This is a genomic window from Novipirellula artificiosorum, from assembly GCF_007860135.1.
Taxonomy (GTDB): domain Bacteria; phylum Planctomycetota; class Planctomycetia; order Pirellulales; family Pirellulaceae; genus Novipirellula_A; species Novipirellula_A artificiosorum.
This window is the reverse complement of record NZ_SJPV01000010.1, coordinates 1-25,332: the sequence shown is the minus strand read 5'-3', so window position 1 is coordinate 25,332 and position 25,332 is coordinate 1. Positions and strand designations below refer to the sequence as shown.

The 25,332-nt window shown below is 52.3% G+C and carries 16 protein-coding genes; all 16 read left to right on the top strand.

Going from position 1 to position 25,332, the window contains the following annotated elements; all coding sequences use genetic code 11:
• The first annotated feature begins 10 nt into the window (after positions 1 to 10).
• A complete protein-coding gene (locus Poly41_RS23345; protein ID WP_146529460.1) occupies positions 11 to 538 on the top strand; it encodes an RNA polymerase sigma factor in 528 nt (175 codons plus the stop codon).
• Entirely contained in the window at positions 535 to 2,016 is a 1,482-nt protein-coding gene (locus Poly41_RS23340) for a FecR domain-containing protein (RefSeq protein WP_146529458.1), read from the top strand. The genes Poly41_RS23345 and Poly41_RS23340 overlap by 4 nt, the downstream gene beginning before the upstream one ends.
• Before the next feature lie 83 nt (positions 2,017 to 2,099).
• Positions 2,100 to 4,910, top strand: a complete 2,811-nt coding sequence (locus Poly41_RS23335; RefSeq protein WP_197231562.1) for a DUF5060 domain-containing protein — start codon at positions 2,100 to 2,102, stop codon at positions 4,908 to 4,910.
• An 8-nt stretch (positions 4,911 to 4,918) separates the two neighbouring features.
• Positions 4,919 to 5,101 (top strand): hypothetical protein, encoded by a 183-nt coding sequence (locus Poly41_RS23330; protein WP_146529454.1) that lies wholly within the window; start codon positions 4,919 to 4,921, stop codon positions 5,099 to 5,101.
• Positions 5,102 to 5,192: 91 nt separating this feature from the next.
• Positions 5,193 to 6,683 carry a sulfatase-like hydrolase/transferase gene (locus tag Poly41_RS23325; protein WP_146529452.1) on the top strand — a complete coding sequence of 497 codons (1,491 nt, stop codon included), beginning with the start codon at positions 5,193 to 5,195 and terminating at the stop codon, positions 6,681 to 6,683.
• Positions 6,684 to 6,742: 59 nt separating this feature from the next.
• Entirely contained in the window at positions 6,743 to 8,455 is a 1,713-nt protein-coding gene (locus tag Poly41_RS23320; protein ID WP_146529450.1) for a hypothetical protein, read from the top strand.
• A 260-nt stretch (positions 8,456 to 8,715) separates the two neighbouring features.
• Positions 8,716 to 10,089 (top strand): FAD-dependent oxidoreductase, encoded by a 1,374-nt coding sequence (locus Poly41_RS23315; RefSeq protein WP_146529448.1) that lies wholly within the window; start codon positions 8,716 to 8,718, stop codon positions 10,087 to 10,089.
• Positions 10,090 to 10,276: 187 nt separating this feature from the next.
• Positions 10,277 to 10,438, top strand: coding sequence for a hypothetical protein (locus Poly41_RS34300; protein WP_197231561.1), 162 nt, complete (start codon positions 10,277 to 10,279; stop codon positions 10,436 to 10,438).
• Positions 10,439 to 10,655: 217 nt separating this feature from the next.
• Positions 10,656 to 12,158 carry a hypothetical protein gene (locus Poly41_RS34295; RefSeq protein WP_231615874.1) on the top strand — a complete coding sequence of 501 codons (1,503 nt, stop codon included), beginning with the start codon at positions 10,656 to 10,658 and terminating at the stop codon, positions 12,156 to 12,158.
• A 27-nt stretch (positions 12,159 to 12,185) separates the two neighbouring features.
• On the top strand, positions 12,186 to 13,415 hold the full coding sequence (locus tag Poly41_RS23305; RefSeq protein ID WP_146529446.1) for an ADP-ribosylglycohydrolase family protein: 1,230 nt from the start codon (positions 12,186 to 12,188) through the stop codon (positions 13,413 to 13,415).
• 50 nt (positions 13,416 to 13,465) lie between these two features.
• Positions 13,466 to 13,627 carry a hypothetical protein gene (locus Poly41_RS34290; RefSeq protein WP_197231599.1) on the top strand — a complete coding sequence of 54 codons (162 nt, stop codon included), beginning with the start codon at positions 13,466 to 13,468 and terminating at the stop codon, positions 13,625 to 13,627.
• Positions 13,628 to 13,653: 26 nt separating this feature from the next.
• Positions 13,654 to 18,024, top strand: a complete 4,371-nt coding sequence (locus tag Poly41_RS23300; RefSeq protein ID WP_146529444.1) for a glycosyl hydrolase — start codon at positions 13,654 to 13,656, stop codon at positions 18,022 to 18,024.
• A gap of 228 nt (positions 18,025 to 18,252) precedes the next feature.
• The gene (locus Poly41_RS23295) at positions 18,253 to 19,899 is read left to right on the top strand and encodes a GH39 family glycosyl hydrolase (RefSeq protein WP_146529442.1); all 1,647 of its coding nucleotides are present in this window, start codon (positions 18,253 to 18,255) and stop codon (positions 19,897 to 19,899) included.
• Between the two features lie 483 nt (positions 19,900 to 20,382).
• The gene (locus Poly41_RS23290; protein WP_146529440.1) at positions 20,383 to 21,774 is read left to right on the top strand and encodes a sulfatase; all 1,392 of its coding nucleotides are present in this window, start codon (positions 20,383 to 20,385) and stop codon (positions 21,772 to 21,774) included.
• A gap of 44 nt (positions 21,775 to 21,818) precedes the next feature.
• Positions 21,819 to 23,276: a sulfatase family protein gene (locus tag Poly41_RS23285; RefSeq protein WP_146529438.1), complete on the top strand. Its 1,458-nt coding sequence runs from the start codon at positions 21,819 to 21,821 to the stop codon at positions 23,274 to 23,276.
• Positions 23,277 to 23,333: 57 nt separating this feature from the next.
• The gene (locus Poly41_RS23280) at positions 23,334 to 25,217 is read left to right on the top strand and encodes a hypothetical protein (RefSeq protein ID WP_146529436.1); all 1,884 of its coding nucleotides are present in this window, start codon (positions 23,334 to 23,336) and stop codon (positions 25,215 to 25,217) included.
• Positions 25,218 to 25,332: the final 115 nt, after the last annotated feature.

Genomic DNA, 25,332 nt, shown 5'->3' with positions numbered 1-25,332 from the left:
GTTAGGCAAGATGAGCGATTTCCAAAACTTAACTCCCGAACAAGTCACCAAACATCTGCTTCACGAGCAGGCGTCGCTGACCGCCTATGCGTACGCAGTGACCCACAATTACCATCTTGCGGAGGACGTGTTTCAGGACGTGTGTGTGAAGGCGGTTTCCCAATGCGATCACTTTGATTCGCTTGAACACCTTTCCAATTGGTTCCGCACGAGCTCCCGAAACCACGCCATCACCCTTATTCGATCCAAGGAGGGACGCTACGTTGGACTTTCGCCAGAAATGCTTGCCACCATGGAAGGCGAGTGGGCGAAGACGAACACAGCCGGAGACTACCGATCCGAGGCGCTCAACGGATGCCTTGAACACCTGCCGGCGAAGAGTCAAAAAATAATGGCGATGCGTTATCAGGAGAATCGAAGCGGAGAAGAGATTGCCGAGTTCATGGGAACGAAGGTGGACTCGGCGTACCAGGCCATCACACGCATTCATCGTGCACTGCGAGACTGCGTCGGGCAACGACTGAGAATGGAGCCATGATGCAAAAGAAACCAAGCCAAGTTGATGAGTTTGAAAGACAGGTTGTTCGGTTCCAGGCCGGAGCGATGACGCAAGAAGAGATCAATGCATTTGAATCGCAGCTTCGAACCGATGAACGTAAACGATTAATCTATCTTCGGATCGAAAAGCAATCAGCCGAGATTGCCCGACTGATGAAGCGACAGATCAACCTCCATGGTGGTTCATGCGATCGAGTGGTTGTCCTTCCGCAACGCAACTGGCTCAGCCATCCGACGACGCGAAAATCGATTTGGATTGGCATCACCGTCGCGATTGCGTTGGTCATCACGTGGGCCAGTGTGCCAGAGCAAGGACAGCAACGCCCCGAACTGACCGAGCCAATTCGCCTGGCTTCATCGTCGGCAAGGATTACCTACTCCGACAACGCAACTTGGTCCAGTGCAAACGCGGGAGCTCCTGTCGCGGGTGTCGACTTAAAAACGCGTACCAGCTATCACCTGACCAGTGGTTCGGTCCGCCTGCAGATGGCGGGTGGCGGAATCGTCTCATTGGAAGGTCCTTCAGCGTTTAAGATTCTTGACCAGCAACAAATCGATCTGATCCACGGTCGGATGGCGGCATGGTCCCCCAATGAAACAAACGGACTGACCGTCCAGGTGGGAAACCTTGGGATTCGTGATCCGGGAACCGCGTTTGGCGTCTATGCAGCGGCAAGGAAAGACGTCGAACTATCTGTCTTTGACGGAAGCCTGGAACTGGAGCTTCGCCCCACCGAGTCAAGATTGGACTCACAGCGACCTCCCGAGCGGTCGACGAAGACCATTTCCGAGGGCGAAGCCGTTACGATTTCCCGCGACGCTTCGACGGCCAATTCGATCGAGTTTGATTCAGAGCCTTATGCTCAGCTATGGCCGTTGACCGTTGGAATCGACAGCGTTTCCCATCTCATTGACTTCGTGCCACCGCAGACTGGTTTCAAGCTCGCGGCTCTTGCCAGTGATGACCGATTGTTCTTGTTTCCCGAACGTTTGAATCTGACGTTGACCGCCCCCATGGCGGTTGATTTGGCACGCGATCCGGATGCCAAGCAGGCGGTTACATGGCCAAAATTCGAGCAAGACTCCGATGTGCCTGTGGTTCCAGCTGGTCGTGTACTGAGCAGCTATTTGCTGGTGTTTCGGCCGAAGACAAAAGATCGGTCCACCTATCGGTCGCTTTCGGGTTCCATCACGTTTGAGAAGCCGATCGCAGCAGTAAGCGTCCGGGGAAAACGGCTCGAACTCTCCGAGCGAATCTTTGGACGTCCCGACGTTGATTACGATTCCTGGCGGAGGCGATCACTTGAAGACCGAGCGTCCGGCATCGCGAAAGCTCCCGCCGATCGGATTGCGATCAGCGCCGACGGACATCGACTCAATTTTGAACTCAACGTCGATTTCAACCCGGATCACATTCGGGTGCTCGTGGATCATACAGCAGGCCAAGGCGAGCAATGACTAGATCTATGTTGCCTGAAATCACCCATCGCTTCCAGTTCGCAACTGGCCTTACCATCACCAACTCCATGGAGACAACTTTCGTGTCAGGAATTCGATATCTCATCGTGGCATTCTTTTTGCTTGTCCTCAGTCTGACGAACTCGGGAAATGCTGCCCAACTAAGTGGCGAGCAGAAGACGTGGCACAAGATGACACTGACCTTTGACGGGCCGGACGTCAGCGAGGCAGGCGAAGACAACCCATTTTTGGACTACCGTTTGTCGGTCACCTTCTCGAAAGGCAACAAACAGTTCGTCGTGCCCGGGTACTTTGCCGCCGATGGGGATGCGGCCAACAGTTCAGCGAGCGCGGGCAATAAGTGGCGTGTGCACTTTCGTCCCGACGAAATTGGTGACTGGAACTACTCGGTTTCCTTCCGCACTGGTCAAGGCGTCGCATTGAAGCTGGACAGCGACAACGCGGACTCCGAACCTTGGTCGCCGCTCGATGGAACCCAGGGCTCGTTCGTGGTGGAAGTGTCCGACAAAGTCGAGCCGGACCTCCGCGCGGCGGAACGAGGCCGCGTCGTCTACGACGGTTCACACGTCTTGAAGTACGCGGGTAGCAGTAAGCCCTACGTCAAAATTGGAGAAGGAAGTCCGGAGAATTTCCTGGCGTACCACGAGTTCGATCAAACGCGGGACCTGAAAAACAACGGCTTCAATGCTGGCCTCGTCGATGGCCTACACCGCTACGCACCGCATCAAAAGCACTTTAAGCCAGGCGATCCGACTTGGCAGGATGGCAAGGGGAAAGGGATCATCGGTGCCGTCAACTACTTGGCCAGCCAAGGCCTTAACAGCATCTACTTTCTGACTTTCAACATCGGTGCCGATGACACGATTGCGTCGGCCAACCCCAAGGGCTGTCACGCACGAATCTGCGGCGATGGCGGCGACACCTGGCCGTGGATTAGTCCGACAGAGCGGCTCCGAATTGACGTCTCGAAACTGGACCAGTGGGACAGGGTCTTTACCCACGCCAACGACAAAGGGATCGGCCTGACATTCATGTTGGCGGAAGCGGAAAACGAAGAGGCCTTGGACGGTGATGCCACGACAGCAATGGGTCCAGCGCGATCGCTCTACTACCGCGAGATGGTCGCACGCTTCAGTCATCAGCTCAACGTGATGTGGATCATTGCCGAAGAGACCGCAACGTACGCGCCGCCTGGGATCGTCGATCGCAATAAGGTGCGAATGAAACGGATTCACGCACTCGATCCATACAAGTCGCCCGTCGGATTGCACAATGGCAAGGTGAAACTGGAGGACTATGCCGGCTACGAACCGATGACGTACTACAGTTACCAGGGCCACCAAGCGGACTGCCACGACATTTATCCTGACATTGTCAAGCTCCGCAGTGGCAGCGAGAAGAGTCCTCCCACTTGGGTCGTGATCAACGACGAGCAGGGTAAGGGTTTCTCGGGCGTAGGAACCAATACCGACAATTGGGATCCGGGGTTTGAGGTCACACGCAGAGATGCACTCTGGGGAACTTTGATGGCGGGCGGCACGGGAGTTTCGTGGTACCACGGCGGCGACTACGCCGAAGGTGACGGCAACTGCGAAGACTTCACGCAGCGTTCGGAGTTGTTCCGGTACTCACAGCTGGCTGCAAATTTCATACGCGATAACGACATTCCGCTGGCAAAGATGCTCAGCCGCCAAGATCTGTTGGTTGACCCAGTCGGCCGTCGCTGCTTGGCTGCGGAGGGTGCTGCGTACATCGTTCAGTTAAATCATGGCGGTGACTCAGCCATCCTCAGGTTGGGTTCCGAGCCGAGTTCGAGCCAGTTCCGTGTTCGCTGGTTTGATCCGGTCGGCGGTTGGACGCAGACAGGCACGGTGGCATCCGTCGAGGGCGGTCAAGACGTGTCAATTGGCGTGCCGAAGTATGGACCACAACAAGATTGGATCGCATTGGTACAGCTTATTGAACATCACAATTCTGCTCCATCCGTTATCCTTCAAACAGACTCCAGCAAGGAATCATTCACCGTTGGCGAGACCTTGCGATTAAGCGCGGAAGCGTCGGATCAGGACGGGACCATCCGCAAAGTCGTCTTCATGCTTGATGGCGAAGCGGTACGAGTCGACAAGACTGCTCCCTTCGAGCACAGTTGGGCACCAACCGAGTCGGGTAGCTACCAAATAGGCGTCCGAGTCTACGATGATCAAAACGCTTTCGCCGAGGCTGTACCGCGGACGATCCAAGTCACCGAAGGTACTTCCGACGGTCTAAACGTTCCCGTGTATTTGGAGCGCGGCGGCATGGTCATTATGGAGGCCGAAGATACGGTGTCCAACTTGGACCAATGGATCACAAAGACGGAGTTGCCCGAGCACACAGGTGAAGGCTATCTGGAATTCACCGGCAACACTCCGCACTCCGGTCCACCGAAGTCGCCGCTGCACTATCGCTTTAAAATCAATCAGAGCGGACTGTACACTCTGCACCTGCGCTGCGCGAAAGAAGAAGTCGACGGCAGAGCCGACTTGGCGAATGATTGCTATGTCCGCGTGGAAGGCGACTTTGGACAGGGGCCGTTGGTGGGTGACAATCATAACGACCAAGCACGGCTGGCACTGTTGCGCAAGGACACCAAGTTTTTCGGTGGCGAAGTCAACCAGTTCGTCTGGTCATCCGGAAACCGACTCGACCCGGGCGGCAAGAAAAATAAACGGGTTGCCATTTACGATTTTAAATCGGGAGAGACCTACCGTTTGATCGTGTCTGGCCGCTCCCAATTGTTTAAGCTGGACCATATTCTCTTCAAACACACGGACACACCGATCGAGCGTGCCCAGAACACAAAAGAAATGATCTCGACGATCGAAGGCGAATGAGAGTTTTGATGACCCATCAAGTTAACGTTCGCATCAGGCGGTTTGCAAGTCTCCTGTTTTTCGGTGTTTGCCTGCTTCAATCCCATGCGGCATGTGCGGAGCAGCAGCTTCCAAACATTCTGTTCTTGTTTGCCGATGACCAGCCTTCCAATTGTTTAGGACGCATGGGGAACGACCGAGAGCCAGATTAATTTGCCATTACAAGTTGAAATCGTTCGCCAGAGAAGCATCCGCATCGACAATCCGTCAGCCAGCCAATCCCTTCCCGGATTAAGTTCAACCATGATTCGAATCGTTCAACTTGTCTCGCTCGGTTTTCTCATCACGCCGTTTTGTGACGCAGGCGATGGCCCAGTCGATGGAGCCCCCAACATCGTAATGATCTTTACCGATGATCAACGACACGATGCCGTTGGCTATGCGGGCAATGATGCGATTCAGACACCCAACCTCGATCGACTTGCAAGATCGGCGTTCGTCTTCGAAAACTGTTTCGTGAACACTTCCATCTGTGCGGTCAACCGGGCGAATCTCCTTGCAGGCCAGTATCCCGCCCGGCACGGCATTGATGATTTCTATAAAGCCTTCACGCCAGAGCAACTGGCGGACTCGGTGCCCGGTCGATTGAGAAACGCCGGCTACCAGACAGCCTTCTTCGGGAAGTGGGGAATCGGCGATTCACCGGAGCGGACCCACGAGGGCGCCGCTGTCTTTGACTATTGGGCCGGGCAGCCCGAGCAGACGAACTATTTTCACCAGTCGGATTGTCGCTACGTGAACTTCGACGGATTCACTCGACCACTCAATGATCTCTGTGATTGTCCGGCGGACTCGCGAGGCAAAGCTGGCCATAAGGTCCGTATTGGTCGAGACAATCTGGTGGACCCCATCCACGTCGACTCGCAAGTGACACCGCAGCACGTGAGGCGGTTTCTCGACGGTCGCGACAAAAGCCGCCCGTTCTGCTTGATGCTCTTCTTCAAGTCACCACATGGTCCGTTCGGCGACTGGGATCCGTCGCTCGCCGGTGCAATCAACCCCAAAAATATCGAGTTTCCATTCGCCGCGACTCAGGCGAACGCGGATCATGAACCTGAAATCGTCAAGAAGTCGCTGGGTTGGCCGACGGGTCAAAATATGCTGAGCAATCCCAAGCGACACGACAAGAGCATCCGTGATTACTACCGTTCGATCTCCAGCATGGATCTCGGCGTCGGACGCGTAATGGACGAATTGAAGCAGCGTGGTCTGGACCAAAGCACCGTTGTGCTGTTCACGTCGGACAACGGACACTTCAGTGGTGAGCATGGTCTGGGCGGAAAGTGGTTGATGTACGAACCGTCGCTGCGCGTGCCCGGATTCCTGTATGACCCGCGCGTCGTCGGTGGAAAGTCAACCGATCGCATGGTCATCACGACAGACTTTTCCGTCACAATGCTCTCGCTGGCCGGGGTGGAAATCCCGGACTCGATGACGGGGTGTGACCTGACCGCCCTAGCTGAGGATTCAGCGGCTGCATGGCGGGAGGACTTCCTCTATGATCACCCCTATGGTCACAAGGGTCGCATCCCGCGCACGATCGGCGTGCGGACCAAAACCGACAGCTACACTCGATACATTGATCCGTCGCCGCCCTTTGAGCAGCTCTTCGATCTTCAGGCCGATCCAGACCAACTGAACAACCTGGCCGAGAATCCGGAGTACGCCGAACGACTCCTTCAGCTACGCAATCGCTGCGATCAACTCGCTGCCGAAGTGGGGCCAGTCCAATGATTCGCTGCCGCCTTGTCGTTCTTGCGTTCTTGGTCATAAGCCCTTTCATCTCTGCGACTATGTCCGGAGAAGACCCGCCCCCCAACATCTCTGATGGATGGGTCGCCACCGACGCACTCGGGCGAAAGATTGCCAATCACGCCGAGGCGGGTGACCGGAGAGTCGGCAAGCAAGTGGCGATGTTTTATTGGAATTGGCACACGTCAAAATTTGTCGACGTCGAGCCCGTCAACGTGGAGAGTATCCTGTCGCGTCACCCGGAAGCGAGCAACGATTACAACCACCCTGTATGGACCCGGGGTGGACGGCATCATTGGAGCGAACCTCTGTTTGGCTACTACGTGAGTACCGACGAGTGGGTCCTGAGGAAGCACGCTGAGATGCTGGCCGATGCCGGCGTGGACGTGGTCTTTTTTGATTGCACCAACAAGACATTCATGTGGGAAGATGCCCTGCATGCGCTTGGACGTGTCTGGTCACAGGCGCGAGCTGATGGGGTGCGGGCGCCAGACATCGCGTTCATGTGCCCTTTCACTCCTTTGGACAACTCGCGGGTACTCATCACCAAGATCTACGAGAGCGTCTACAAGAAAGGACTCTACCGAGATCTTTGGTACGAGTGGGACGGGAAGCCATTGATCATGGGATACCCGGACAACCTCTCTGAGGAAGTGCAGGGATTCTTTACGTTCCGACCCGGTCAGCCAACGTACAACCGCGGACCTTCGCGGCCCAATCACTGGGGCTGGCTGGAGTTCTATCCGCAGCATGGATACGTGAAAAACTCAGCCGGCCAGTTTGAACAGCTTACCGTCGGTGTTGCCCAAAACGCGACCGAATCCCTGACCCCCGCTGCGATGAACGACCCCCATCAAGTCTTCGGACGCAGCTACACACAGCAGAGCGGAATGGACAGCCGGCCGGAGGCCGTTAACCGCGGGCTTAATTTCCAAGAGCAGTGGGATCGCGCTTTCGACGTTGATCCCAAATTGGTTTTCGTGACCGGTTGGAACGAATGGACCGCGGGAAGATACAAAGAGTGGCAACGAACGACCAACGCATTTCCTGATCAGTGCAACCAGGAATACAGTCGTGACATTGAACCCATGAAGGGCGGACACGGCGACAATTACTACTACCAACTGATTGACAACGTGCGCAGATTCAAGGGGATCAGTCCTCCTGCGGAGTGTTCCGGTCCAACGACCGCACATATCGACGGAGTATTCGATGAATGGCAGGGGGTGGAACCCTTGTTTCGCGATCACCGAGACGTTTTGGCCCCGCGCAACCATCGAGGATATGGCAGCACCCAGTACAAAAATGACAGTGGACGAAATGATATTGTCTTTGCCAAGGTTGCTCGGGATGACGAAGCCCTTTACTTTTACGTGGAGACAGCAAAGCCAATATCCCCGCCCACAGACAAATGGATGATGCTGTTACTCGACATGGATCGAGACAAAAGCACCGGCTGGGAGGGCTATGACTATGTGATCAACCGTCTTACGCCGATCGGAGACAAGGCTGTGTTCGAAAAAAGCACTGACGGGTGGACGTGGAGAGAGAATGGTTCTCTTGATTTTTGTATCAATGGCAAGCGTCTGGAATTAAGGATTCCCAAAAACCACCTCACAGGGATTAAGGTTGTTGACGGCTTTGAGTTCAAGTGGTCGGACAATATGCAAGTTGAGGAGGACATCATGGATTTCTATGTCAATGGGGATGTGGCCCCATCAGGACGGTTTAACTATTATTACCCGGAATATTAACATGTCAAAAATCAGAAAAATGGCCCTTGTTTCGGCTGAGGTCGTGGTTTTATTCGCTTATGGTCAAACGGAAATGCAGTATTTTACCTAGTATGTATTGATTCAGAAGGAACTTTTCTTCCTAAAGCGCTTAGATAAGTATCAATAACATATTCCAGTCAGGGATGACGTGTATGGTGCGAAACTGAATCATTAAGGGTTACAGATTTCTACCATTTTCTATAATTGAGGAGTTATATAAAATAATTAGGAGTTAATCGATGAGTAATACCTTACAAAAACAAGGTAGACGTACTTTTTTGAAACAAGCAACTTTGCTCCCCGCGGCTGCTGGTTTGGTTGGGGCCGTTGGAGCGCAAGCTGCGCAGCCAAACCGCCGCCCTGCATCTTTACAGACAGATGTACTGGTGGTCGGTGGTGGTCCGGCGGGCATTGGCGCCGCAATTGGAGCGGCCAAGGCGGGAGCCAAAACGTTGGTGTTGGAGGATGAGGCCTTTTTTGGCGGTGTCGCTGCGTGGGGTGTGGGCATGTGTATGAATCAGATGCGGCCGTTTAGTGAGCCGCGTGGATTTGTTCATGAGTTACTGCTCGAGAAGCTTCAGGCCTATGGCGATCAGGCCGTGCGGTTGGAGACTCATCAGTTTTTTGTGAATGTCGAATATCTTAAGGCCGCCGTGCTGGATGCATTGGATGAGGTAGGGTGTACGTATTTAGTGCATGCAAAGGCGGTTGAAGCCATCACCGAGGGAGATCAAGTGAAAGGGGTGGTTATTTCGACCAAATCCGGCTTGCAGGAAATTCGAGCGAACGTGGTGGTGGATTGTACGGGCGATGCGGATATTGCCTATTTTTCGGGCGCACCCACGTTGACCGCAACGGGTAAGTTATCGCCCCAAACGCTGGGTCTTAATGTAGGGAATGTAGAGGGCTATGGACGAAAGGATCTTATGCCCGTATTTACGGAGGCCCGCGAACAATACCCGCTGATCCCCGACCGATGGTGGATGCATCAGGTGTCTAATTGTAACTTTTCTTATATTAACCATTCGGGAACTAAAACCTTAGGTAATTTTGATGTGACAGATATCGAGCAGTTTTCCAAGGCGGAGTGTCTGAGTCGAAAGCAGGCGGTACAGATGGTCGAAGCCATGCGTCATTTTGGCAAGGGGGTTGTCAAGAACTGTGAATTGGTGGGAACCTCGCCCCGCATTGGCGTAAGGGAATCTCGGCGAATTGAGGGGGCGTATATTCTCAGTGAAGAAGATGCTTTGGCGGGACGTCGTTTTGACGATGCCATTGCTTGGCGCAGCGGGTGGTTGGATATTGGATTTACGCGGGTCACTCAAATGAAGGTTCATCAGGTTCCCTATCGTGCCCTGTTGCCTAAGCAGGTGGAGGGGTTGCTGGTGGCTGGTCGTTGTATTTCTGCGACTCATGCAGGCGCTTCGGCAGGGAAAAGTATGGGCAATTGTTTTGCCACGGGGCATGCGGCCGGTGTAGCTGGGGCTATGTCTTCAAAAACGAAGGTTTCACCTCGCGCGCTGGATGTGAAGGAAATTCAAAAACGCTTGCGGCAGGATGGGGTGAACCTCGATCGAGGCGGAGAAATGCAAAGTAGAGAGATGTCGAATTAAGGAAAGATCATCCGGATTTTGTCATCCGGATGAAACCCTAAAGGGAGGAGCTATGGTCAAGATGGGGCCGCCTCCTAATGATGTGGTTAAAGATTTGATATTACAGATTATACGTTCGGAGAAAGTAATTCTTAACGGAAAGACGGTTCAGGAAAACAAGTTTGTTTCAGGGTCTACGAGATCATCCATGAAGAAAGGTTGGGTCGCAGAAGACAAAGCCTATATCCAGGGAGATCACGGCCCGGTAGCCATTCGTTTATTTGATATGAAGTCGCAAGATTATTCAGCATTAGATGCTTCATTTAATCATGATATGTTGACGCCTTCATCTACTGCGGCTTCGCAGTAGAAATGAAGATTACTCATACGTGATCCTAATCGGTAGGTGAGGGGAAGAGTCTTTGCTGCACAGTTCCACTAACATTTAATTGAATGGGTTCTTTTTGATGAAAAAACAGGTTACCTATCTAATTTATATATTGCTTAGTATATTGAGTCTCTCCCGGGGGGTACTCGCTGAATCGTATAAGCCACAATGGAAGGCAGATTCATCCTCTGAGTTTGAGGTGGGAACGCAGATTCGGGCGTGGACCATGCAGGATGAGGGCATGGATTATCTGCTGGATAATATGCAATCCATGGCGGGTATTAACGATCTGTATATGGTCGTTGTGATGCATAAGGAACATCGACCTTTTCGGGCTCCTGAATTTCCTCATAATCCCGCGCGTGATAGCTGGGAGGCCGAGGATTCCCGCGTAACTTTTTTCCCTGAGATGAGCCGATACGGAAATATCAAGCCCCAGCTTTCAAAGCATAAGTGGATTCGGGAGACCGATTGGTTACGTCTGATGGTGGAAGCTGCACGGGCCCGTGGATTAAGTACAGGAGCAGAAGTCTCTCATTACCCCATTCCTAAGGCACTCCTCAAAGCTAATCCTGATTGGCAGATGAAGACCATTGATGGTACATCATGGAGTGAGGATCGATTTTGTCCCAATAATCCGGTGGTGCGTGAATACCTAATTGCTCTCTATGGAGATTTGGCCGCCAACTATGACCTAGACTATATTCAGACCTGTCAACGGTTGTTCAGTCACAACGAGATCGACGATGGGGGAACCTGTTTTTGTACATATTGCATGGCCGAGGCCAAAGCAACGGGCTTTGATTTAGAAGCGGCTATTCCCATTCTGAAGAAGGATAAAAATGCAGAGCCTCAAAAGTCGCAGTGGCTAAAATTTCGCCGTGACTCTTCTACCAAGTTGTATCGAGAGCTATCTGAAAAGATCAAGCAAGAGAACCCCGCCTGCCAGCTTCGGTTGAATGATATATGGTTCTGGGAGGGAAGGGATGCCATCGAAAGTGGACTTGATCTTAACGCCGTGGCTCCCTATCTCGGCTCGATTGTGAATCAGGATCATACAGAGCAAAAAGGAAGAAAGAACGAAGGCTTTGCCTTACGAAAGAAATGGCTAAGTGTAAATCGCGATTTTCTCGGGCCAGACAAACCGCTCATCTGCGGGATCGCCCCTCGTATGGATGCTTCACCAAAACTCGTGAAAGAAGGGATTAAAGTGGCTTTGGAGCATCCGGCCAAAATCAACGGCTTGGCCCTAAAGCATTATGACGGTGCTTCGTTTTCGCTTCTCCGCGCCTTCAAGCAGGGCATGATTGATGCCGGCGTACAAGGACTCACCCCAACGCTGGGTAAAGAGATTGAGGAGATGGAGCTGGAAAACTATGCGAAGTTCTCTGAGGAGCTAGTGGAAGAATGGGGTGTGGAAACGAAAGGAACGGGCAAAGCCACCTATACGTTCGACAACCCTTCGGGACTCTATGATATTCGGATCACCTACTTCGACGAAGAAGAGGGTCAAAGCAAGGTGACGCTCAAGGTTGCCGATCAAGAAAAGGCCTCGTTTAAAATGGATGAAGACGTTGATTGCTGGCGCTGGCGGCTATTCAAAAATATTCAGGTGAATGCAGGTGACCCTATAACCTTGATTGGTGAGGCTGATGAGAACGAACAGGCCAAGCTGGACTTCATTGAGTTCATTCGGCGTTAAAAAACATTGTTAAAGAGGAGAAACAGTATGAATAACACGATCAATCATTCTCGCCGCAGATTGCTTAAAACCACCGCCGCAACGGGCTTAGGGGCTAGCTTGATTCCATCGAGCCTTTTTGCTGAAGGGGCCGTTGATCCCAAGACGCTCGAAATCTATCGTACCAAGGCCATGGGCTGTTTTGTGGGTGCCGCTATTGCTGATGCTATGGGCGGGCCCACGGAATGTCAGCATTACCTGCGTATTGCCGAAATGTTTCCTGATTTTCAGAATCATATTCGGTACGACACCCCCGGAACCTTCTTTAAGTTGAGGCCGGGGTATGCGCTCGATGCAGCTGCGGGGAGTATCACGGATGACACCTTCATTCGTATGGATCTGGCTGGGTATCTCCTGGGAACTGATGTCCCCTATGATGCGGCTAGTTTTGCACCTTGGTTGTTGCAGCATGCTGACTTTTCAAACTGGTGGAAAGTGGCGGTTAGGCCACTCAAGCGGATCGAAAAAGGTGAGGTTGCACCTGAAGAAGCCGGGGTGGACCACAAACAGGGGGGTGGCGGCGGTTGGTGGCAACCGGTATCCATGCTTTACGCCGGTGATCCCCAAAAAGCTTCGGCCGTGACAACGGCGATGTGCAAAATATGGAAGGCCCCGCTCGAAGAAGATATCCTCTCTTCCGTCGTAGCAGGTCAAGCCGCCGCCTACAAAAAAGGAGCCACCGTCGATTCCGTGGTTCAGGCGGTACTTGATGATTCCGGAGAGCTTACGAAAAAGTTATTCACGCGGGCGGTGGAAATTGCGCAAAAGGCCAAGTCGCCAACAGAGCTCTATGAAGAACTCTATAAGCACTGCTTGGTAAAATCCTGCACGACAGACGTGGATGGCCCCATGCCGGAACGACTGGAGCCCGAAGTGAGGATGGAACCCAAAGGATACAACGGAATACTGTTCGCGGAGCAACAGCCGCTGGCTCTGGCCTACTTTGTTTATGGACAAGGGGATCCCTATAAAACAGTCCTCACTGGCGTCAAAGGGGGGCGGGATGCGGATAGCATCACCTGTAATTCCGCGGCTTGGCTGGGTGCTTTGAGTGGCATGGAGGTGTGGCCCAAGAAGTGGGTTGATGTCGTTCAAAACGCGAACCTAAAACGAATGAATCTCTTAAAAACCGGAAACGAACTTATCGAAAAAGGCATCGCGAATAAGACGGTTCGCTTTGATCGAATGGGATGGGGTGATCGTCTAGCAGCGTGTTGATTTCGCACATTCAGGTTATCCTACGTCAACCACGGTTTGGAGACCATCGAATGACATTGGGACGACGGCGTCGCGAACATCAAGATAGCTTCTGGGTTGCTGCCGATCGACTCGGCAGTGGGCCACATAACGCATTTTACGATCGCTTGAATCAACTTCTTGGCGAGGTCGACTTCGATCCCCAGAAATCCACCGCGCTAAAAGCCAAATAATCGCTAAATTGAAATCGGAGTCAACCATGATGAATAAATTGGGCCTTATCTCGCCTCATAAGATTATTTCTCTTCTAGCAGCCATCTTATTCATATTGTTCATTACATCGGATTGCTGGGCTAACACCGCCCTCCAAAACCAACTCTATGAAAACTTCAAAACTCCACCCGCCGAAGCGCGCCCTTTTGTTCGCTGGTGGTGGAACGGTAATAAAATCACTGCCAAGGAGCTGGACCGCGAACTGGAACTCTTGAAACGCGCCGGGTTTGGAGGTGTCGAGATCAATCCGATCGCGATGCCGTCGGAATGTCCTGACAACGGCGATGAAGCCCTGGTCTGGATGAGCGACGAGTGGATCGACTTGCTGGTTCACTCCTGCGAGAAGGCCAAAGAGCTGGGACTGATCACGGACATGATCGTGGGAACCGGCTGGCCGTTTGGCGGTGAGTTTCTCGAGTTAGACGACACCTGCCAGCGCGTAACGCCCCATGCTCAGCGCTATAAGGGCGGTACAACGCTTGAACTGAGTGAAGCCGAACTGTTGGCCACGTACAAGACCACCGAAAAAGCCGATCTCGCGGGCTCCCACGCCAGCGACAACTCTACACACACGTTATCCTACTTAACATTGGTGCCCGTGAAGTGCGACGGCGCAGAAGAGGTGATCGACCTCAGGGATCACATGGATGAGCAGGGTCGCGTTTCTTATCAAATCAACCAAGCGGGCGAATACAATCTCTGCTACGGGTTCCTGGAACAACGCTTCAGAAACGTAACTTTAGGTGCGCCGGGAGGTGCGGGGCCCGTGATGGATCATTATAAAAAGGAGGTGACCCGCGCCTACCTTTCGCGATTAAAGCGAATCTCGGAAAAATCCGGTATCCCGCTGAATCAATTGGTGCGGGCATTATTCTGCGACAGCATCGAGATTTCTGGAGCCAACTGGAGCGACGGCTTCGCCGACCTGTTTTCCCAAAAATATGGATACGAGTTAGCCCCCTGGATGCCGTTCATTTTCGATGGTCCTGAAGTCGGGGAATACACGGCGAAATTCACTCCGGAATTCAAGCAACAGATGAAACGCGTTCGATACGACTACAACAAGCTCTTAGTCGAAACCTTCCTAGCCAACTTCACACGGGAGTTTCAGGACTTCTGCACAGAAAATGATCTCCTCTGCCGCTATCAAGCCTACGGAACCCCCTTCTTGATGGGCATGCTCGATGGCTACATGATCCCGGATATTCCCGAAAGCAACAACTGGATCTACTCCGCCGACATGAAGGGCCCGCAGTGGGAATGGAGCCAACAACATGGTTACATGACGTGGAATATGTACGCGGCTTCAGGAGGTCATCTCGAGGGTAGAAAAATCATCTCGACCGAGGCCATGACCAATCTAAAAGGCGTCTTCAAAACGACGCTGGAAGAGATCAAACAGCACGACGACATGAACTTTATCACCGGCATGAATCATTCCGTCCTGCATGGGTTTAACTATTCCCCTCCTGATGTGGCGTTTCCGGGTTGGATACGTTTTGGCGCGTTTTTCAGCGAGCTGAACCCATGGTGGAAACACCTTTCGCGATGGGCCGACTACAACGCGCGCCTCTCTTTCGTGTTTCAAAACTCGCAACCCCTGAAGAAAATCGCGATCATTGGACCCACCGCGGATTTGTGGGGCGATGTCGGGCTGAGCAGAGACCCCTTCCATATGACTCCGGAATACCTCAACAAACTCTGGGAGCCGATCAGCCAGTTAGGCTATTCCTGCGACTACATCAATCAAAGAATTCTGGAAGAAGCCACAGTAAAGGACGGCGCCATCGCCTATGGCCCCATGCGCTATGACCTGCTCGTGCTCGCAAGCATGCAATCCATTTCTCCGCGTGCCGCGGCCGCCGTTCAAGCATTCGCCGAAGCAGGAGGAGAAATCGTCGCGATTGATCAGCTCCCCATGAAGTCGCTTCAATTTAAGGATCACGCAAAAAACGATCAGTTGGTTAAAAACGCGATGGAGCGTCTGCTCGCAGAACACCCCGCCTCGGTCACCCAGGTGAAACAGCCGAAATCGCTCGACCTGTTGTACGACTGGACCCGAACCATGTTAGAAAAAGCGGGCGTCTCTCCCGACGTGGCCATCGATCAGCCCAGCCAAAAGGTATATCAGATTCATCAACGTGCGGAAGGAAAGCAAATTTACTTCTTCGCCAACGTTCACCGCGCCGAAGAAGCGACGTTTGCTGCAACATTCCCAGTCGAAGGAAAATATCCCTGGTCCTGGAACCCGGAAACGGGAGAACGAACACCTTATCCTTTCACGTCCGATCCGAATCAGCTTCGCATCACCTTGGAGCCATTGCAATCGCTCCTGCTCGTGTTCGAAGAGGAAAAGCCCCAAGCGAAAGCGGCGCCCGTTGAGCGAGTGTTAAAACAATCCAAAGCAGTGAAGGGAAGTTGGACTGTCACCGGAAATCGCGTTGATGGGAAAACGTTCACGTGGAATGTGGATCAACTGATCGACTTCGGCCACTCCAGCGAAGCCACACAACGAACCTTTGGTGGAACACTTATTTACAACACCACGCTGAAGGATACCGAGGGTTTTACCCATCTTGACCTCGGAAAAGTGAACGAAGGGGTCACTGAACTCTATGTGAACGGCATAAAGGCAGGCACACGCTGGTATGGTGAAGCCGTGTACCCCATTGCCGACTTGCTCAAAGATGGAAGCAACGATATTGAAATCCATTACACCACCGTATTGGCAAATTATTGCAAATCCCTTACCCATAACCCCGTCGCACAGAGATGGACTGAGGAGTTCAGCAATCCAACAGCAACCGGCCTGGAAGGTCCATTACGCTTACTCACGATATCGCTTGAGACAACTCAATCCAAACCGTCAACGCCAACGCAGGATGAACGGATTGATATCGCCGTAGATACCGACCAAGAGATGGGCGAATTCTACAACTTCTGGAATGTTTTTCCGGTTACCGTTCAGAAGACGTTTCTGGACCAGGCCAACCATGCCGAACTCCGCGAAATGTATAAATATGCAGACTATATTAACTGCGTGCGTTTTCTAGGCGGTATTAAGCTGGAGAAGGATGATTACTACCGAGGGGTCGATGAACAGGGACAGGCGATCTGCGATTTCTCTCTGGCCATCGATCTGATTGCAGGCATTCGGGAATGTGGGTTTACTCCATGGATTGTGCTGGATAATGTGCCAGCCAAAATGTGCGACAAGCCGACCAAGAACCGGTATGGCAACTCAATGCCGCCCAACAACTTCGAGGTATGGAGCAGCTATATAAAACAGTTGGTTCAAGCCTTGGTTAGCGAATTTGGATATGATGAAGTTAAAACATGGCGCTTTCGTGTCGGTACGGAACCCGACCTTTTAGACCAGCACTGGTCAGGAACAAAGGAGCAGTATCTGGCTCACTATGACCATACGGTAGCAGCCGTAACGAGCATCATTCCTGAAGCAATAATCGGGCCGGGAAACATTCTTGATCCCGCAAAGAAATGGAAGTGGAACACCTGGGGCAGTGAGATTATTGACCATTGCGCGACTGGAACAAATTATGTCACCGGAAAGATCGGCACACCGATGCATTTCTTTTCCACCAGCTATTACACTTCCGTTGGGAAGCCTGATGAACGCTTTAATCAGGTCATTAATGAAATGCGACAAAAATTGAAACAATACCCGAGTTTTTACCAGGTTCCAGTGGAGATTCAGGAATTCGGCATTCTGAGCGAAAACGGCAAATGGATCGTCGGCGACGGCACTGAATTTGGCGGTTCCTGGATGGCACACTTTGCCGACAAGATTAATACCCTGCAAGTCCCTCGCGTTTATCAGTGGGAATGGAACGCCAATAAGGGGAAGGGCATCGACACCCCGATAAGCCATGTGATGGACCGACTCGAAGAAATGGTGGGGGGCATCCGTTTTCAATCCACAGCAACACGTTCCAGCGAAGCGGATCATGTGGGCTGCATCGCGATAGCCAAAGAGGGACATCTGGATGTCATGGTGTTCCGCCATTTGGCCGTACGGGATAATGGAGACCGCGTCCCGGTTCGCGTGCTCCTGCAAGGGGAAACCATAAAAGCCCGCCAATGGTCTATTTCAGAAGCATCCGTCATTAACGGCGATCATCCCGGTTTCATGCATGAGCAAAAGGCCGATATAAGACAGGCCGGTAAACGCGAAATAGAGAGCCTTATTCAAAAGAACAAGGCGAAGTATGAACGGATGAGCGAGCTTTCCCGCATGAACCCGCCAGCCTTTAAAAAAGGCTCGGCCGGACAGCTCTACTTCGATCTAGAATTGGATGGACACAGCGTCGTATTGTTGCGTCTGAAACCTAGAGATTAAATTGAATATAGAGAAACCATATTATGTCTACTCGACAAAGACTATTGGATTATTCGTACTTGTTCACCGGGCTGTGATGGGTAGAGGCAGCTTCAGTGGCGTCAGACTGGACAGTGGCGATTGCCGAAAAGGCACTGTATTGGGGGGCCTAAATAGATATATTCAGAGGTACGTCAGATGGTCGTGGAATCACATGCATGAGATCGCGCAAGCATAAGGGGAAATTCGATGAAAAAGATATGGTGTATAGGGCTTCTGTTGGCAGCCGTGCAAGTGCGGGCGGATGACGTGAAAGAAGAGACCATTGTTTCTGAAAAGCACGTTATGACAGTAGAAGCAGATAATCTCGTGGGTGACGTCTATAATCTGTGGAACGTGCGTGTGATTAACAGCATTTCGCTTTGGAAAGATCCAGTGTTCCTGGAAAAAATTCCAAAGATCTCCAAGCACATCAAATACATCAACAGCATTCGCTGCTTAGGAGGAAAAACAGGCGGGAGCGACGAGTGGTTTCAGGAGGTGGATAATCAGGGAGAGATTATTTGTGATTTTTCGGGATTTATCGATTACGTAAAGGCTCAAAAGGCGGCTGGATACATTCCTTGGATCGTGCTGGACAATGTGCCCCAAAAAATGAGCAGTCAGCCCTTTAATAAATATGGAAATACGAGTCCTCCTGACGACTTCGATCTATGGTTCCGCTATGTACAGAAATTTCTCACGGCGCTGGTGGATGAGTTTGGTTTGGAGGAGGTAAGTTCATGGCGTTATCGAGTAGGTACGGAGCCAGATCTATTTCCTGGTCACTGGTCCGGAACCAAGGAAGAGTATTTTAAACATTACGATTACACCGTCGCGGCGTTGGAGAGCATTATTAAAGATCCGTGGATCGGTCCGGGAAACATGCTGATGTGGAATGGAAGCCAGAAAGGCCAAAAAGGAGGGCGATGGGGTTTCGATATTCTTAAACACTGTGCGGAAGGAACAAATTACTATACCGGGAAAATCGGCACGAAAATCGATTATTACTCGCAGTCCGTCTATGCGATGTCGCCGCATCCTTTTTTATACGAAGAAAACATGCAAAAGGTCCGCGCTGAATTGGCCAAATATCCCTCGATCAAAGATATTGATTGCGAAATTCATGAATATGGCGAATTGAATGAATGTCTCAGTCGCGGAGAAGCGGTCAGTAATACGGAGTTCTTTGCTGGTCTATATGCGCACACCGTCGATGTGGCCTACCGGTATAATGTGCGTCGTATTTATAACTGGGATCAGCACATGGGAACCATTTATGGCGTTGAACAAATTGTTCCGGGTCTTTTTGACCCTTGGATGAACGTCATGGATTGTTTAGCTGTGATGGAAGGCGGACAACGCGTTAACGTCTTGAAAGATGCACAGAAGCAATTGAAGTTTGGTACCATTGCCGCATGGAAGAATGACGACCTCTATCTGCTCGTCTATTCACATCATGACAATGCGAAACAAGCATCTGAAAACAATATCGCGTTAACGTTGGTCGGTGATCGAATTGCAAGAGAAAACAGATGGTCTATTGATGAACAGCTTCTTGATCAGCATAACGGAGTTTTTATTCACCAACTCTACAAAGATATTGAAGCCGCCGGCATTCCTGCGAAAGAGACCAAATTCTATCTGCAACGCAACATTGGCGCACGTTATGGAGAAGAAAATATGGAAGGCGTTATCGAAGTGATTACAAAGAATCTGAAGAAATATCAGGAAATGGGCGAAATGAAGTCGGTTAAAGCAGCCGAGAAGATCGACACCGTAAATGGAATAATCGAGCTGAATCTGGACTTTCACGGCAGTGCTTTGCGTTTCATTAGGTTGAGCCCTGCTGAATAGTCATTTCCTCTGGATGACCATGCATGGAAGACAGCCAAGAGCCAGGGCAAAGGACAAATGCAAAACGCGATCAAAGGCACTGGCATCTAAATCCAGTTGATGTATGCGTGATCCTTGCGATTTCCATACACGAAAACATCGCAGGATCTCGAAAAATTTCTTTTCGATCCTGACCAGCTGGTGCGAAACGTATGAAGGTGACGGATAATGAAAAGCAGATTTGATAAATCTCGTGTCGGGATTGTTCATAGCTCGCGCGTATCATATGCACTGACAATGATTTTTAGAGCGTCTGATGTCTTTCAGCGGATCAGGAACCGACGCATTGAGACGCACGGCTTCGGGACAATTTGGCTAGAAGACTCAATCCCCAGTTGACTACGAAACGCTTGCTGCGTGATCGATTGCAGCACATTCACGAGGCTTCTCAACAAGCTACATCGCAAACGCAAATCTATAGCAATTCACGTAAGATCTACCATTATGAAAACCCGACGAACTATCCTTGTCCTCCTAACGCTTCTCTTCGTCGTCCGGGCTGGTGCGGCCGAAGACGCCAAGCCCAACATCCTTTTCATTGCGATCGACGACCTGCGTCCTGAGCTGGGATGCTATGGCGACACCGTCGTAAAGTCGCCGCACATCGACAAGCTCGCGGCCGAGAGTATGGTCTTCGATCGGGCATACTGTTCGGTTGCGGTCTGCGGCGCTTCGCGAGCCAGTCTGATGACCGGCATTCTGCCGACAAAGAATCGCTACATCGACTTTCTTGCGAAAGTGGATGAAGACACCCCGAATGCGGTCACCATGCCACAGGTCTTCAAGGATGCTGGCTACTTCACCAAGGCGAATGGCAAAGTCTTTCACACAGCCACGGACACGGCGGAGCGAAGCTGGAGCAGGCCTGCCCGGCGGGTGGGTGACGCCGACTCGGAAGAATCTGAGTCCGCCGCCCCCGCTGCCAGGAAGAAAGGCGGCAAGGGGGCGAAACTGTTCTTCGACGATGCCGATGTGCCGGACAACGCTTATGGCGACGGAATCGTGGCCGAGCAGACGATTGCGGATCTGCGGGAGCTCAAGGAGAGCGGAAAACCCTTCTTCCTCGCCTGCGGGTTCATTCGCCCACACCTGCCCTTCATTGCTCCGAAAAAATATTGGGACCTCTATGATGAAGCCACGCTGCCGATCGCGGATAACCGCTTCAAACCGGAGGACGCACCCGATGCCCTGCATGGGTCCGGCGAATTCAAGACCTATTCGCTGGGTAAGTTTAGGCCGGCATCGGAAGCCTTCCATCGCAAAATGCGCCACGGCTACTTCGCCTCAACAAGCTATTCGGACAAGCTGACCGGTGATGTGCTCAACGAACTTGAGAGACTCGGGCTGGCGGAAAACACGATCGTCATCCTTTGGGGCGACCACGGCTGGCACCTCGGCGAGCACAATTTCTGGGGCAAACACAACACCATGCACAACGCGCTGCGAATTCCGCTGATCGTGAAGGTCCCAGGGAAGATGCAGGGAAAAAGCGGTTCGCTGATTCAGAGCGTCGATATTTTCCCTACACTCTGCTCGCTGGCAGGACTGGAGGTTCCGAAGTCCGTGCAAGGCCACAGTTTTGTGGAACTTCTAAGCGCACCTGACAAGAAAATCAACGAGGCGGTCTATGCTCGGTTCAAGGAGGCTGACGCGGTGGTGACGGACCAGTTCACCTACTCGAGATATTCCAATGGAGAAGAGATGATGTATGACCTTCAAAAAGATCCGAAGGAGAACCGGAACATCGTAGGGAACCCGGAATATGCCTCCACCTTGAAGTTTATGCGCGAGGAACTCCACCGGCGGATCAAGCTCGCTGAATCGGCCGCCTTCTAACCACCCTGACTCGCCACGCACGATTTCAAAATTAGACAACTAACATGCCCACCAAAATGATGAAAACCAAATTTTCCAAGCTTACAGTCATCTTGTTCTACGCAATCATCGGCGGTGGGGGCGGAGCGGCTGGGGCTGACTCGGAGATGAAGGGCTCGAAGCCTAACATCGTGTTTTTCCTCGGTGACGATCAAAGCAAATTCGACCATAGCACCTATGGTAACGTCGCTGTGCCGACTCCCACCACCGACGCCTTGGCGAAGGAGGGGCTGGTCTTCGAGAGGGCGTTCACGGGACAGGCGATTTGCGCTCCCAGCCGATCCATGCTCTACACGGGGCTCTATCCGCTACGGAACGGCTGTTTCATCAATCACTCCCCCATCCGGCCGGGCGTGCAAACGCTTCCGAAGTATCTGTCCGACCTCGGTTACACGGTAGTGCTGGCCGGCAAATCGCATGTGAATCCAGACGCGCAGTTTCCCTGGTCCATACGTATGGAGCCCGTCCAAGAAGAGGGATTGCCCAGGCCTTCGATTCCAATCCAGGAGATGGACAAGTTGATGAAGGACCAGGGATCGAAGCCGTTCTGCTTGATGATCGCCAGTGAGTTTCCGCACGGCCCGTATTTTGACGAAAGCCCCTACAAGGCGGACGATGTCTCGCTTCCTCCATTTGCCGACAGCACAGAGGAGGCGAAGAAAAAGGCGACCCTTTATTATGCCAGCATCGCACAGAAGGAGCGGGAGCTCGCCTCGGTGCTCAAATTACTCGAAAAGCATGGGATCGAGGATCAGACAATCGTTTTCTATGCCGATGACCACGGTGTGACGCGCGGAAAATACACGGCCTACGATTCCGGTCTGAACGTAGCGTTCATAGTTCGCTGGCCGGGGAACGTTCCTCCGGGCCGAACGAATGCCTTGAGTAGCTTCGCTGATTTCGTGCCAACGGTGATCGAACTGGCGGGCGGGACGCCGCCCGAGGATCTCGATGGCATGAGCCTGCTGCCAATCCTCGAAAAGGGTGAGGGCAAACAACACGAATACGTCTACGGTGTCACCGTCAATCAAGGCATCATCTATCGCCATGTCTTTCCCCAACGTTCCGTCCACGACGGGCGATACCACTACATCTTCAACTTCAACAGTATGGAGCGGCTAGAGCGGGAAAGAGCGAAAGGGAATGAAGTCAATTACTTCATCGAGAAGGGCGCGTCGAAATACAGGCACCTCCCTGAAGAGATGCTCTTTGACACGCAGAGCGATCCTCACGAGTTAAGTAACCTCGCGGGCAGGCCCGAGATGGCGGATGTCCAGCAAAGTCTCAAGACCGAGCTGTTCCGATGGATGAAGGAGCAGAACGACTATCTGAGCGAGGACGGTCCGCTTCCATTCCTCCAGACCAACAAAAAATTCAGTCTAGACCGCGCTGACGAGGGGCATCCAATTCCGAAGAGGATGATTGGAAGTCTAAAGGGAAAGACCATCGATCCCCACCGGTGAGCAAGCACTTTACGTTCTAAATCAACTACAACCAAGAAAAACACAAGACCTATGCTAATGAGATCGTTGATAGGAGTCATAGGAAGCGTGATCACGTTGATCGCACCGTTTGTTCAAACGGCAAGAGCGATCGACATATATGCCGATACTGCTGTTGGACAAATCGAATTCGGAGCCAATGACATCAAGTTGGTGCTTGAATCCCATGGCTTGAATGTGGACCTCCGAGGGCTGCCAAACGCCGGGCAAGCAGCGGGTACGCAGTCGGTGCTGATTCAGCTGGATGAAAGCCTCGGCGAGCAAGCCTACACCATTGATTGTGTGGAGGCGGATCGGTATGTCGTGAAGGGGGGCGATGCAAACGGGGCGATGTATGGTGCCTTGCGGCTTGCAGAGCTGTTCACCTCCGATGGCTTTGGCAAGACCTATCAGGAGGCGGATCATCCGCGTCTTCTGAGGCGTGGGATCAAGTTCAACATCCCCTGGGACCGGCGCAGTCCGACCTACTATGGAAATGGATTTTCCAAGCTTTCGTTCAAGGGCGACTCCACCAAGGCGGCCATCAAGGATGTCTGGGACTTTTCGTTCTGGGAGTCGTGGTTCGATGAAATGGCACGCTATCGCTACAATGCGATCACGCTGTGGTCCCTGCACCCATTCACCTCGTTGATCAGCATGCCGGACTATCCCAATGTTGCGATTCAGGATGTTCAGGGCTTTGACGGGTTCTCCAAAAAGCTGTCCATCGATGAGAAAATCGAGTTTTGGAGGAAAGTGATGAAATACGCGAAGAACCGCGGATTCGAGGTCTATTTCTTCAACTGGAATATCTACACCTATGGTGCAACGGGGAAATACGGCATAAGCAATGATCCCAAGTCGCCCGGCTTGAAGAAGTACATGCGAAGCTGCGTCACCCGCTTGTTCGAGACCTATCCTGACCTTAGCGGCTTCGGTGTGACCGCCGGAGAGAATACGCAGATCGGAGACGATGAAGAGGAAGCGAGATGGATGTGGGACGTCTATGGGGAAGGAATCCTCGATTTCGCGAAAGCGAACCCTGATCGAAACATCGTGTTCATTCATCGCTACCACGGGGCCAGTTCCGAAGCCTTATCGAAAACTTTCAAGCCCATGTATTCCATGCCGAACGTGCGCTTCGAGTTCTCGAACAAGTACGCGGTGGCACACATTTACTCTGCGGTCCGGCCGCAGTGGATCCGGAGCAGGAACGGTGACATCCCCGCTCAGTTGGCCGCGCTGAATCTGAAGACGTGGATCGAGTTGAGAAACGATTCCTTCTACTATCTGCACTGGGGCAATCCGGATTTCGTCCGGAGCTATCTTGCCGGGTTTCCGGACCGGGAAAATATCGTTCGCGGTTTCGTGATGGGGGCGGATGGTTACACGGCGACCTACGACTTGTTGAGCAAGGCGCCATGGGCCGAAGGGATGCTAGAGGTCCGCCGACATTGGTATACATACATGCTTTGGGGCCGACTTGGCTACAATCCGGAGGTGCCGGATTCCGTTTTCAAAAAGCAGATGGAGAAGCGATATCCGTCCCTGTCCCCGAACACTCTCTTCGAAGCGTGGAAGCACGCGTCGCTGGGGGTTCCGATGTTCACGGAGGTGATTCAAGGGACATGGAAGGCGGACTATGCGTGGTGGCCTGAGGCCTGCGTCGGGACCAATACATTCCGAACCATCCAGCAAATGCTGAGAACCGAACCGCCACCTGGTGCGGAAGTGTGCTCAATCAAGGATGCGGCAGCGGGAAAAAACCGGGGGAAGCGTACGCCTCTGGAAACCGCGGATCTTATCGAACAGCACGCGAACAAGGCACTTGATCTGATTGGCCGGGACGGACAGACGACGGGGAGCGAAGAGGAGACCACGCTTGGGAATATCCTCGCGTTCTCTTATCTAAGCATCGCGTGAACATCAAGTGACGGAATTGGATGTACTTGGTAGGCTGTGCGAAAGGTTACCAGTTTCTCCTGCTTTTCAGGGTGTCACGGATGGCATTTACATTTCAAAATCAACTCGATAAGGC

Bases quoted from the DNA above. Each gene is read 5' to 3' on its own strand.
- Poly41_RS23345 (WP_146529460.1), top strand. From the start codon at position 11: ATGAGCGATTTCCAAAACTTAACTCCCGAACAAGTCACCAAACATCTG.
- Poly41_RS23340 (WP_146529458.1), top strand. From the start codon at position 535: ATGATGCAAAAGAAACCAAGCCAAGTTGATGAGTTTGAAAGACAGGTT.
- Poly41_RS23330 (WP_146529454.1), top strand. From the start codon at position 4,919: ATGACCCATCAAGTTAACGTTCGCATCAGGCGGTTTGCAAGTCTCCTG.
- Poly41_RS23325 (WP_146529452.1), top strand. From the start codon at position 5,193: ATGATTCGAATCGTTCAACTTGTCTCGCTCGGTTTTCTCATCACGCCG.
- Poly41_RS23320 (WP_146529450.1), top strand. From the start codon at position 6,743: ATGTCCGGAGAAGACCCGCCCCCCAACATCTCTGATGGATGGGTCGCC.
- Poly41_RS23315 (WP_146529448.1), top strand. From the start codon at position 8,716: ATGAGTAATACCTTACAAAAACAAGGTAGACGTACTTTTTTGAAACAA.
- Poly41_RS34300 (WP_197231561.1), top strand. From the start codon at position 10,277: ATGAAGAAAGGTTGGGTCGCAGAAGACAAAGCCTATATCCAGGGAGAT.
- Poly41_RS23305 (WP_146529446.1), top strand. From the start codon at position 12,186: ATGAATAACACGATCAATCATTCTCGCCGCAGATTGCTTAAAACCACC.
- Poly41_RS34290 (WP_197231599.1), top strand. From the start codon at position 13,466: ATGACATTGGGACGACGGCGTCGCGAACATCAAGATAGCTTCTGGGTT.
- Poly41_RS23300 (WP_146529444.1), top strand. From the start codon at position 13,654: ATGATGAATAAATTGGGCCTTATCTCGCCTCATAAGATTATTTCTCTT.
- Poly41_RS23295 (WP_146529442.1), top strand. From the start codon at position 18,253: ATGAAAAAGATATGGTGTATAGGGCTTCTGTTGGCAGCCGTGCAAGTG.
- Poly41_RS23290 (WP_146529440.1), top strand. From the start codon at position 20,383: ATGAAAACCCGACGAACTATCCTTGTCCTCCTAACGCTTCTCTTCGTC.
- Poly41_RS23285 (WP_146529438.1), top strand. From the start codon at position 21,819: ATGCCCACCAAAATGATGAAAACCAAATTTTCCAAGCTTACAGTCATC.
- Poly41_RS23280 (WP_146529436.1), top strand. From the start codon at position 23,334: ATGAGATCGTTGATAGGAGTCATAGGAAGCGTGATCACGTTGATCGCA.